Here is an 11,533-nt window from a genome sequence, read left to right as displayed (position 1 = left end):
TCGATGTCGGCGGGGGTGAGGTGGGCGTTGGTGAGGGCGTCGTGGATGACGCGTTCCTGGGCGGGGCCGTTGGGGGCGGCGAGTCCGTTGCTCGCGCCGTCCTGGTTGACGGCACTGCCGCGCAGGAGGGCGAGGACGGGATGGCCGTTGCGCCGCGCGTCCGACAACCGCTCCACCAGCAGGATCCCGACGCCCTCACCCCAGCCGGTGCCGTCCGCGGAATCCGAGAAGGCCTTGCAGCGGCCGTCCGCGGCCAGCCCCCGCTGCCGGGCGAACTCCACGAACAGGCCCGGTGTCGCCATCACCGTGACACCGCCCGCCAGCGCGAGATCGCACTCACCCGCGCGCAGCGCCTGCGCGGCCAGGTGCAGGGCGACCAGTGACGAGGAGCACCCGGTGTCCACCGTGATCGCCGGGCCTTCCAGGCCGAGGGTGTACGAGGCGCGGCCGGAGGCCACGCACGCGTACGTGCCGGTGAGCAGGTAGCCGCCCGCCGCCTCGTCCGCCTCGTGCAGCCGGGGGCCGTACTCCTGCGCCATCGCCCCCAGATACATGCCGGTGCCGCTGCCGCGCAGCGAGGCGGGGTCGATGCCGGCCCGCTCCAGCGCCTCCCACACCGTCTCCAGCACCAGCCGCTGCTGCGGGTCCATCGCCGCCGCCTCGCGCGGGCTGATGCCGAAGAACTCCGCGTCGAACCGGTCGGCGTCGTGCAGGAACCCGCCCACGCGCGGGAACGCGGCCCCCGGACCGCCGTCGGCGAGCTCGTCGAGCGACCAGCCGCGGTTGTCGGGGAACGCCGACACGGCGTCCCGCCCCTCCATCAGCAGCTGCCACAGGTCCTCGGGCGTCGCCACCCCGCCCGGGAACCGGCACGCCATGGACACGATCGCGAGCGGCTCGTCCGGCGCGGCGGGCCGACGCCGGACCGCCTCCCGGGCCGAGCCGCTCTCCGGGGCCGTCAGATGGGCCACCAGGCGCTGCGGTGAGGGGTGGTCGAACAGCAGCGTGGCCGGCAGTCGCCGGCCGGTCGCGGCGGCCAGCCGGCCGCGCAGCTCCACGGCCGTCGCCGAGTCGATGCCCAGGTCCCAGAAGGCGCCCGCAGGGTCGATCTCGCCCTGCGGGCGGCCCAGCGCCAGGGCCAGTTCGGACAGGACGAGGTCCAGCAGGTCCGCGGCGGCCTCCGCGTGCGCGCGGTCGCCGGACGGGGCGGCCGCCGCCTCGGCGTCGTCTCCGGTCAGCTCCACAGGCAGGGCGGGCACGGGGGTGTCCGGGGGGAAGGCGGGCCGCCAGTCCACGGGCACGCCGGCCGTGGACAGCTCGGCCAGGGAGGTCAGGAAGCGGCTCCGGCCGTCCTCGTCCCGGCGCAGCGAACCCACCGCGACCGCCGCCGAGTCGACCGCGTCGAGCGTCTGCCCCAGCGCCAGCGTGAGCACCGGGTGCGGACTGATCTCGATGAACGCGTCGTGGTCGGCGAGCTGCCCGACCACCGGCGCGAAGCCCACGGTGCCGCGCAGATTGCGGTACCAGTACTCCGCGTCCAGGCCCTGGGTGTCGAACGGCCCGTGCGTCACCGTCGAGTGGAACGGCACCGTGCCCGTGCGCGGCCGCAGCGGAGCCAGGCTCGTCAGCAGCTCCTCGCGCAGCTGCTCGATGTGCGGGGAGTGGGCCGCCACGTCCACGGGGATGCGCCGGGCCCGTACCCCGTCCGCCGCGAACTCGGCCAGCAGACCGTCGACGACGTCCCGGTCGCCGGAGAGCACCACCGACCGCGGCCCGTTGACCGCCGCCAGCGCCAGCCGCCCGGGCCACCGCGCCAGCAGCGGCTCGACGCCGTCGGCGGACAGCGGTACGGAGATCATCGCGCCGCGCCCGGCCAGCCGCGCCTGCGCCCTGCTCCACAGCGCCACCGCACGGGCCCCGTCGTCGAGCGACAGCCCACCGGCCACGACCGCCGCGGCGATCTCGCCGTTGCTGTGCCCGACCACCGCGGCGGGCCGTACACCGTACGACCGCCACAGCTCGGCGAGCCCCACCATCATCGCGAACAGCGCGGGCTGCACCACGTCGTCGCGGTCCAGGCCGGGTGCGCCGGGCGCCGCCCGCAGCACGTCCTCCAACGACCAGTCCACATACGGTGCGAGCGCCCGCCCGCACGCGTCGACGGCGTCCCGGAACACCTCGGAGGCGTCCATCAGGCTCGCCCCCATGCCGGCCCACTGCGAACCCTGGCCGGGGAAGACGAAGACGACCCGCTCGCGCGGCACGGCGGTGCCGTCGACCCGGCGCCTGCCGCGCCGGCCCTCCGCGAGCGCGGTCAGCTCCTCGGCGAGCTCCGCCCGGCCGTCGGCCACGACGACACAGCGCTCGCTCCCGGACGCGGGGGACACGGCCAGGGACAGGCCGAGCGCGGCCGTCTCCTCGTCCGCCACGCCGCCCAGGTGGTCCGACAGCCGACGCCCTCGGGACTGAAGGGCGGCACGAGTGGGAGCCGACAGTACCCAGGGGAGGGCGAGGTCCGGTGCGCTCGCTTCCCGGGCCGGCCGCCGCCGCGGCGCCGTTCCGTCGGCGCCGGGCTCCGATGCGGGTACGGCGTCGCTGAAGCCGTTCTCAACAGACACGCGGTTCCTCACTCCACTTCGGCTCGGGTTCAGCTCAGGGACGCCGTACGGGCGGCGGGCACGGCCGGTGCCGGCGCGCGCGGGCGGTCGGCGGGGCCGGGGGCCGGACGGTCACCACTCCACCGACAGCCGGGCCAGCCCGCGCGTGCCCAGCCCGCCCTTCCACTCCACCGCGTCGGGACCGGACGCCAGCCGCAGCGTGGGGAACCTGCGCAGCAGCCGCTCCAGCACGATGCGCAGCTGAAGACGGGCCAGCGGCGCGCCGACACAGCGGTGCACGCCGTGCCCGAACGTCAGATGGACGGCCTCCCGCCCCTCGGGCACCAGCCGGTCCGGCTCGGTGAACGCCGCCTCGTCCCGGTTGCCGTGCAGCAGCGACACCAGGACCGCCTCGCCGGGCCGTACGGTCACCCCGCCCAGCCGGACGGGCTCCACGGCGACCCGCGAGAAGCTCACCGGTGTCGACGGCGTCAGCCGCAGCAGCTCCTCGACGGTCGGCGTCAGCAACTCCGGCCGTCGGCGCAGGTCTTCGCGGGCGGCCGGGTCGGTCAGCAGATGCAGCACCGACAGGCCGATCTGCCCGACCGTCGTCTCGTAGCCCGCCATCAGCAGGGCCAGGCCCAGGGTGAGCAGCTCGCCCATGGACAGCTCACCACGGTCGTGCGCCGCGATCATGGAGGTCAGCAGGGCGTCGTCCGGGTGGGCACGCTTGTGCTCGATCAGGTCGGCCATGTAGTGCGCGAGTTCCATCCGGCGCCGCGCCTTGTCCCGGGGGCTGCTCGCGGAGATGTCGAACAGCACCTCGACCCAGGTGCGGAACCGGCTGCTGTCCTCCTCCGGCACACCCAGCAGCGAGCACAGCACGCTCAGCGGCAGCGGTGCGGCCAGCCCCTCGACCAGGTCCGAGCCGGGCCCGGCCGCCGCCAGCGCGTCCAGGTGGCGGTCGGCCAGGCGTTCGATCGCCGGGGCCATCGCCGCGACCCGGCCGGTGCTGAACGCGCCGGCCACGATCCGGCGCAGCCGGCTGTGCTCGGCGCCGTCCAGGCTCGCGATGGAGTCCGGCGCCGGCTGCGCGTCGATGATCCGCGGGGCGTGCGGCCGGCTCGCCTCCGCCCGGCTGAACCGCCGGTCGGCGAGGACCTGGCGGCCCAGTGCGTAGTCGCACACCAGCCACATCCGGTCACCGGCCGGCGTGATGACGGAGACGACGTTCTCGCCGTCCGGCCGCCGCAGGAACTCCGGAAGGGGGCCCGGCCCGCCGCCGGTGGCATCGTCGGTGTGTGCGCCCTGTGTCGTCATGGCGGCTCAGACGTCGAGCAGTCGGCGCTCGGCGGCGCGCAGGGTCTCGAGTGGCTTGTTGAACGCCACGCGGACATACCGCTCGCCCCGCCCGGGCTCCGCGAAGAAGGCGGTGCCGGGGGCGAGCAGCACCCGGGTGGCGTCGAACAGGGAGCGGACGTACGCCGCACTGCCCTGCCCCTCCTCGACGAGCGGCCCGATGTCCGCGAACAGATAACAACCCCCTTCGGCGGGGGCGAACTTCATCCCCAGCCGCGAGAAGATCCGCTGGGCCAGATCACGCCGTACGGCCATCTCCGCCGCCGCGTCCGCCAGGTCCACCGAGCCCAGCGCCTGCCCCGCGGCCACCTGTAACGGGGCCGACGTGCCGAGTGTGGTCAGCTGGTGCACACGCTGGAACACCTCGGTGCGCGCCCGGTCCGCCCGCAGGAACCCCACCCGCCAGCCGCTGACCGCGTGGCTCTTCGACAGCGACCCCACCACCACGGAGCGCTCGGCCAGCCCGGGCACGTCCGCGACGGAGACATGCCGGTGCCCGTCGAAGACGAACGCGCCGTAGACCTCGTCACTGATCGCGGTGACGTTCCAGCGCTCACACAGCTCGCCGATCTCCGCCAGCTCCTGACGGGTCAGCACCCGGCCGGTGGGATTGGCGGGCGTGTTCAGCACGATGGCCCGGGTGCGCGGACCGAAGGCGGCGGCCAGCTCGGCGGGGTCGTGGCGCCACTCCGGCGCGTGCAGCGGCACGTACCGGGGACGCGCACCCACCAGGGCCACCGTGCCCGCGAACTGGTCGAAGCCCGGGTCGAAGAGGATCACCTCGTCGCCCGGGTCGACGGTGGACAGCAGCGCCACGTACAGCGCCTCGGTCGCCCCCGCGGTGACCGTCAGCTCCGTCACCGGGTCGGTGTCCGCGCTCAGCATCTCGGCGATGCGCCGGCGCAGCTCCAGGTTGCCCGAGGGGTGCTCGTACTGGTTGCGCCCCGACCGCAGCGCACGCGCCGCCTCCTCCAGCAGGTCCGCGGAGGTCTCGGGGGAGCCCGGCGTGCCGATCGCCAGGTCGACCGCGTCCGGCCGGGCCGCCAGCACGAACACCTCGGCCAGACCGCTGCTCGGCAGCTGCGCTGTCCGCGAGGAGAAGAGCGGCCGTGGAGCGGGGGAATGTGTCATGTCCGATCCTCCTGCTGCTGGATTCTTCGGTGTGCCTGGAAAACGTTCCGAGCGGGAGCCGGGTCAGCAGCGGAAGCAATTACCTTTTCGGTCCGCTTCGGTCCGCGCAGTAAAAGGCCGGCGACACCCCAGGACAGGCGCGTCGGCAATTCCCGTGCGGCGCCCTGGATTTCCTGTTTCTGCTTTCTGGCCGCTGGTGAATATACCGGCCGCCCCGGAACGGGTGAACACGGGAGAAGACGATCCACGGCACCGCCGTAATCCCCGCTCCCGCGGGTGCGGCCCGCCGGGAGCGTACGCCGTCCTGTTGACGGGACACGGCGGCGCCCGGCGGCTCGTTTGCGTATGGCGCCGCAATGGTGCGATCATGGCGCCATGGACCTGATGCGGTACACCGACGCCCTGCGGCAGGAGTTCCTGGTCGCGGCCGAGGTGGGAGACGAGGCCGCACGAGAACTCGCCGAGCGCCTGGTCGTGCCGCTGTCCTCCGCCGCGCGTCTCGTCCTGCTCGACGCGCTGTCGGCCGCCGCCGACGAGATCACCCGCGAACTGGCGCCCGGATCGGTCGAGGTCCGGCTGCGCGGTCTCGACCCGACCTTCGTCGTGACGCCACCCGCCGACGGTGCCTTCGACGACACGTCCGCCGACGCCGCCCCCCGCCCCGCCGAGGCGCCGCGCCTGTCCGCCCACGTGCCGACGGGCGACGAGGGCTCCACGGCGCGCATCAACTTCCGGCCGCCGGAACAGCTCAAGGCCCGCATCGAGGAGGCCGCGGGCCGCGAGGGCCTGTCGGTCAACGCCTGGCTGGTGCGCACACTCTCGGCGGTCCTCCAGGACGACGATCCGGACCGCGGGGTGGAGCGGCGCGCCTCCCGCGGTGGCTCCCAGTTCAGCGGCTGGGTCACCTGAGGCCTGCCGGGCCACCCCCGATGCCTGCGGAGGGCGCCACCGCACCCGGTCGGCCCGGCGCCCGGCCGCTGCCTGTCGAAGAGTCCAGAAAGAGGACGTCCATGCCTGTCTTCGAGACACCGGAGGCCATCTCGGCCTCCATCGACCTGGCGGTCGGTGATGTACGTCTCGATGCCGGCGACCGCGTCGACACCGTCGTCGAGGTGCGCCCGACCGACCCGGACAGCGACGCCGACACCAAGGCGGCGGAGAACACCCGCGTCGAGTACGCGGACGGCCGGCTGGTGGTCCGCGGGCCGCGGCAGCGCTCCCTGTTCGGCCGCGCCGGGTCCATCGACGTGTCGATCGGCCTGCCGTCGGGCTCCCAGGTGCGCGCCGTCGCCCACTCGGCCGCGTTCCGCTGCGCCGGCCGGCTCGGCGACTGCCAGCTGCGGACGTCCACGGGCGACCTGCGGGTGCAGGAGACCGGTCCGCTGATCGCGGCCACCTCGCAGGGCGACGTCTCGGCGGACCTGGCCACGGGCCAGGTCGAGGTCACCACCGGCTCCGGCGCCGTCCGCGTCGGCCTGGTCGAGGGCACCGCCGTGATCAAGAACTCCAACGGCGACAGCTGGGTCCGCGAGGTCACCGGGGACCTGCGGGTGCGGGCCGCCAACGGCGACATCTCCATCGGCACGGCACACGCCTCCGTGGAGGCGCGCACCGCCAACGGCGACGTCCGGGTCGGCGAGGTCGTCCGCGGCTCGGTGGTGCTCGGCACCACCAGCGGGCAGCTGGCGATCGGCATCCGTGCCGGCACCGCCGCCCTGCTCGACGTCCGCACCAAGGCGGGCGACGTGCACAACTTCATGACCCCGACCGAAGGCCCGGGCGAGGCCACCGAACAGGTCGAGGTACGCGCGAGCACCGCCCGCGGGGACATCGTGATCCGCCGCGTGTGACCGGTCGGCCGGTTGCACCGCCCCGGCGGCCGCCGGGGGCGTTCCGCGCCGGATGGCGCGCGGGTGCGCCGTGTCGCGTGGCGCACCGGTGCCCTGCCCCCGGACCTCATGCGTCCGCCCCGTCCTCCGCGGGCAGGTGTGCGTACGGAGGAGGGGGCCGGCGCATGGTCAGGGGCGGTCCGGTGCGTCGTGCGGGGCGGTGACCGCGTGCGTGAGGCGCTGGTAGGCGTACGCCGCGGACACCAGGGTCATGTGGTGGTACCAGCCGGGGAAGGACCGGCCCTCGAAGTCGTGCAGCCCGAGCTCGCCCATGGCGGTGACCGAGGCCGCCGCGGCCGACTGCACCGCGGCCAGCGAGGCCAGGTCGTCGATGCTCAGGTCGGTGCGGTTGCTGATCCACACCAGCCCCGGCCACCGGTCCGGACACACCTCGGCGAAGAGCCGGCACACGTACTCGGGGCCGCTCCCCTGCTCCGGCACCCGGGGCAGCCGTACGGTCGTGTCCTGGACCCGGGTGATGCACTGGCGCCCGTCCGGGCCGGTGACCAGTACGGTCTCCGCGGCGCCGGGCGCGTACGCGAGGGTGCCGGCGCCGATCGCGCGCGGCGCGGCCACGTCGGCGCGCAGCACCTTGAAGTGGTGCGGTACGGCGATGACGAAGTCTCGCCGGCGCCGGAACAGCGCTGCCAGCAGATGCCCGACCTCGGAGTCGTCGCTCAGGTCGGCCACGACGGGCACGGCCCCCACGGCGCCGCGGGCCGTCAGCGTGTCCACCAGGTCCAACGCGAGCGCCCACGGCGGCAGATGCCGTACGGCGTCGGGGATGCGCGCGCGGCGGCGCAGCCGCTCCTCGCCGAGCCAGAACTCGGGCAGTACCAGACGCCAGTCGACCGGCGTCTGCACCCCGTCGAAGCAGAGGAAGGCTCCGAGGCCCAGCTGGCAGTTGAGGGTGCGGCCGAGAGAGGGGGCGAACCAGCCGTGCACTCCGACGGACCATTCGCCGCGCTTGGGCAGCACCGCGCGGGCCACCGCCAGACAGCGGACGGTGCCGTGCCCGGTCGCCCAGCGGGTGAGCCGTTCCATGACCGGATCCCAGTCCCACGGGCTGAGGTTGACGAACTGGCGCAGCGAGTGGGCGGGGGTGGGGGAGGGGACGGAACCGGCCAGCCGGCGGACGGACTTCTTGCCGGGGGTGCGGAGCAGCGCCTCCAGGTAGGTGCGCGCACAGCGCCGCTGATCGGCTCGCCGCAGGCTTTCGAACAGGGTCTCGGTGAAGTCCGTCAAGGACGCGTTAAAGGGGGTTGACTTTTCTCTGGCTCCCGGTGGCGTGTCGGATATCGACGCGCCGGTGGCCACACTCCATTCCATCCCAGACCTTCCTGAACGGAGCCTGTTTCAGCTGCCAAGACTAGGTTCGTGCGGCGTCGAGAACCAGATGCGGCCACGAGGGCGGTGGTGCCGTGCACTCCGCGCGTCCTTGAACGAATCGGCTTGGGCTGAAGTATGTCCTGTGAATTCGCGAGTTCGTGACCTGGTGAATGCGCGTGAATGCGCATCCGCGACCGTGCGGACAAAGAGAGCGGACGAAAGAGAACGGACGAAAGAGAGCGGACGAAAGAGAGCGGACGAAAGAGAGCGGACGAAAGGGAGCGGGCACGGAACCGGTGATTCCAGGAGCGGGGGTCCCCTGAATCACCGGCCCGTGCCCGCGATTTCCCCGTGCGGCCGTCAGTGCTTGGCCGTGCGGGAGTACAGGGAGCGGGCCCACAGGAAGCCGAGGAGGGCCAGGCCCACGCACCACGCCAGGGCGGTCCAGGCGTCGTTGCCGATCTCGGTGCCGAGCAGCAGCCCGCGCAGCGTCTCGTTGATCGGGGTGAAGGGCTGGTACTCGGCGAACCAGCGCAGCACCGTCGGCATCGAGTCCGGCGTGACCACCGCGCTGCCCAGGAAGGGCAGGAAGGTCAGCGGCATCGGGGTGTTGCTCGCGGCCTCCACCGTCTGGGAGCCGAGGCCGATGGCGGCGGAGATCCAGGTCAGCGCGAAGGACAGCAGGGCGAGCAGTCCCGCGGCCGCCAGCCACTCCACCAGGGAGGCGTTCGGGCGGAAGCCGACCGCGAGGGCGATGCCGATCACCAGCACCAGGCTGATCATGGCCTGGATCACACTGCCGATCACATGGCCGACCAGCACCGAGGAGCGGGCGATGGGCATCGTGCGGAAGCGGTTGATGATGCCCTCGGTCATGTCCATGCACACCGCCACGGAGGTGGCGACCGCGCAGGAGGTGGCCGCCATCAGGATGATGCCGGGCGCGACGTAGTTGGTGTACTCCTTGCGGGCGCCCGACGCGGTGTCCAGGCCGATGCCGTTGCCGAGGGCGTCGCCGAAGACGTACACGAACAGCAGCAGCATCAGGATGGGCATGGCGACCACGGAGACCGTCATCGCCGGGTAGCGCTGCATCCGCTTGAGGTTGCGGCGCAGCATGGTCATGCCGTCGCGCACGGCGTAGGTGGACGTGCTCATCGCGTGAACTCCTTCGCGGCCTTCTTGCTGTGCGCGGCCTCATCCGCCGGGCCTGCCTTGCGGCGGCCGGTGAGGGCGAGGAAGACATCGTCGAGGTCGGGGGTGTGGACGGTGAGTTCCTCGGCGTCGATGCCCGCGTCCTCCAAGCGGCCGAGGAGACCGCGCAGGGCGGGGATGCTGCCGTCACTGGCGATCTGGAGGATGAGCGACTCCTCGTCGCGGACCGCCTCGGCGAGGACGCGAGAGGCGTTCTCGAAGCGGTACTGGTCGGCGAAGCGGAGCCGGATGTGCCCGCCGGGGATGCGGCGCTTGAGCTCGTCCGGGGTGCCCTCGGCCACGATCCGCCCGCCGTCCAGCAGCGCGATCCGGTCGGCGAGGTGGTCGGCCTCCTCCAGGTACTGCGTGGTCAGGAAGATCGTCACGCCGTCGGAGACCAGGTCCTGGATGATGTCCCACAGGTTGCGGCGGCTGGCCGGGTCCAGGCCCGTCGTCGGCTCGTCGAGGAAGATGACGCTCGGCCGGCCCACCAGCGTCATCGCCAGGTCCAGCTTGCGCCGCATACCGCCGGAGAAGGTGGAGGCCGGCTTGTCGGCGACGTCCGTGAGGTCGAAGCGGGCGAGCAGGTCGGCGGTGCGGCGCCGGCCCTCGTCCTTGGGCAGATGCAGCAGGTCGGCGACGAGCATCATGTTCTCCGCCGCTGTGAGCAGGTTGTCCACGGCCGAGAACTGACCCGTCACGCCGATCGCGGAGCGCACCGCGTCGGCCTCCCGGTCCACCAGGTGGCCGGCCACCCTGGCCTCGCCGCCGTCGGCGGGGATCAGGGTCGACAGGATCTGCACGGTGGTGGTCTTGCCCGCGCCGTTCGGCCCGAGCAGGGAGAAGACCGTCCCCTGGGGGATGTGCAGATCCACGCCGTCGAGGACGGTCTTGTCCCCGTACGACTTGCGCAGGCCGACGGCGACGATCCCGTCGGTCGTCGCTCCGGCGGAGGTGTTCATCACGCCTTTCCTTTCCTCGGCAGGTGCCGGCGTTGGCGGGTCGGTGTGCGGCGGCACGGGGCTACGCGTGGTGCACCAGGACGTCGCCGCTGCTGGTGAGGGCGTGCACCTCCAGGTCGGCCCCGGAGCGGTCGAAGGTCTCCGCGTCGCCGAGGGAGTTGTGCACCGTCCCGGTCTTGTCCCGGGTGCGGACGTCGAGCCAGGCGGTGGCCGGGCGGCGGACGCCGACCTCGATCTCGCCGGCGGAGGTGATCAGCTCCATCCGGCCGCGCACCGCCTCGCCGACGCGGATGTCGCCCTTGCTGACCCGGGCGGTGACATCGGTGTGGGCGACGTCGACGGCGACGTGGCCGTTGGCGGAGGCCGCGGTCAGCGGGCCGGTCACCTCCTGGACGCGGATGGCGCCGTTGGAGCTGTTGACCGTGAGCGGTCCGGCGACGGTGCCCAGGCGGATGGCGCCAGATCCGGCGCGCACGCTGGCGCCACCCGTGATGTCGTCCACCTCGATGTCGCCCAGGCCGCTGTCGAGCTGCACGCGCCCGGCCCGCTCCAGCCGCACCTCGCCGTACTCGGTGGTGAACTCGCAGCTGTCCAAGCCGCCCTTGGCCTGGAGCGCGACCATCTCGCAGTCCCCGGAGACCCGGGAGCCGGCGGGCAGCGCCACCGTCACCTCCACCGAGCCGGAGCCGCCGAAGACACTGCGCTGCCTGGCGCTCCGGATCAGCAGCTCGCCGTCGGAGAACTCGACGCGGGTCTGCTCGGCGGCCTTGCGGTCCGCGTCGCTGCCGGCCTTGGTCGGGGTCACCTCGACGAAGGTCTCGGCACTGGTGTTGGCGGTGATCCGTACAGTGCCCTGGCTGAGCTTGAGGGAGACGCGGATGGGCCCGGGCGTGACGAAGGAAGGCATGGCTGAGGATCCGTTTCGGTCGGTGGCGTGACCTCGCCGGGACGCCGGGAGGTGGTCGTGAGCGAGCCGAGGAGCGGCCGCGCCCAGTGATCCGGCCGCACCGCCGACGCGCACAACGACGCTGCGCCACATTCCGGCGGGGGCGAGATCCCGTTGGCTCAAGCA

General features: G+C 73.2%; 9 protein-coding genes. 2 read left to right on the top strand and 7 right to left on the bottom strand.

What is annotated here, in order from left to right; genetic code table 11:
- From IE263_RS40345 to IE263_RS40335, 3 genes are all read right to left on the bottom strand, one after another.
- Positions 1-2,618 (bottom strand): acyltransferase domain-containing protein (locus tag IE263_RS40345; RefSeq protein WP_308430809.1); only part of this gene is annotated, 2,618 nt, incomplete at its 3' end.
- Positions 2,619-2,729: 111 nt separating this feature from the next.
- A complete protein-coding gene (locus IE263_RS40340) occupies positions 2,730-3,917 on the bottom strand; it encodes a cytochrome P450 (protein WP_189943078.1) in 1,188 nt (395 codons plus the stop codon).
- Positions 3,918-3,923: 6 nt separating this feature from the next.
- Positions 3,924-5,087 carry a pyridoxal phosphate-dependent aminotransferase gene (locus IE263_RS40335; protein WP_189943077.1) on the bottom strand — a complete coding sequence of 388 codons (1,164 nt, stop codon included), beginning with the start codon at positions 5,085-5,087 and terminating at the stop codon, positions 3,924-3,926.
- Positions 5,088-5,462: 375 nt separating this feature from the next.
- Between IE263_RS40335 and IE263_RS40330 the strand changes: the two genes are divergently transcribed.
- Positions 5,463-5,996, top strand: a complete 534-nt coding sequence (locus tag IE263_RS40330) for a hypothetical protein (RefSeq protein WP_189943076.1) — start codon at positions 5,463-5,465, stop codon at positions 5,994-5,996.
- Positions 5,997-6,097: 101 nt separating this feature from the next.
- Complete coding sequence (locus tag IE263_RS40325; RefSeq protein ID WP_189943075.1) at positions 6,098-6,937, top strand: DUF4097 family beta strand repeat-containing protein; 840 nt, start codon at positions 6,098-6,100, stop codon at positions 6,935-6,937.
- 168 nt (positions 6,938-7,105) lie between these two features.
- On the opposite strand, the gene IE263_RS40320 is transcribed toward IE263_RS40325, so the two are convergent.
- From IE263_RS40320 to IE263_RS40305, 4 genes are all read right to left on the bottom strand, one after another.
- Positions 7,106-8,221: an IS701 family transposase gene (locus IE263_RS40320; protein ID WP_189943074.1), complete on the bottom strand. Its 1,116-nt coding sequence runs from the start codon at positions 8,219-8,221 to the stop codon at positions 7,106-7,108.
- A 444-nt stretch (positions 8,222-8,665) separates the two neighbouring features.
- Positions 8,666-9,463: an ABC transporter permease gene (locus IE263_RS40315; protein ID WP_189943073.1), complete on the bottom strand. Its 798-nt coding sequence runs from the start codon at positions 9,461-9,463 to the stop codon at positions 8,666-8,668.
- A complete protein-coding gene (locus IE263_RS40310) occupies positions 9,460-10,461 on the bottom strand; it encodes an ATP-binding cassette domain-containing protein (protein ID WP_189943072.1) in 1,002 nt (333 codons plus the stop codon). The genes IE263_RS40315 and IE263_RS40310 overlap by 4 nt, the downstream gene beginning before the upstream one ends.
- Positions 10,462-10,522: 61 nt before the next feature.
- Complete coding sequence (locus IE263_RS40305) at positions 10,523-11,368, bottom strand: DUF4097 family beta strand repeat-containing protein (RefSeq protein ID WP_189943071.1); 846 nt, start codon at positions 11,366-11,368, stop codon at positions 10,523-10,525.
- Positions 11,369-11,533: the final 165 nt, after the last annotated feature.

The organism is Streptomyces aurantiogriseus (assembly GCF_014649375.1).
Taxonomy (GTDB): domain Bacteria; phylum Actinomycetota; class Actinomycetes; order Streptomycetales; family Streptomycetaceae; genus Streptomyces; species Streptomyces aurantiogriseus.
The sequence above is the reverse complement of the archived record's forward strand: the minus strand, read 5'-3'. Positions and strand labels throughout refer to the sequence as shown.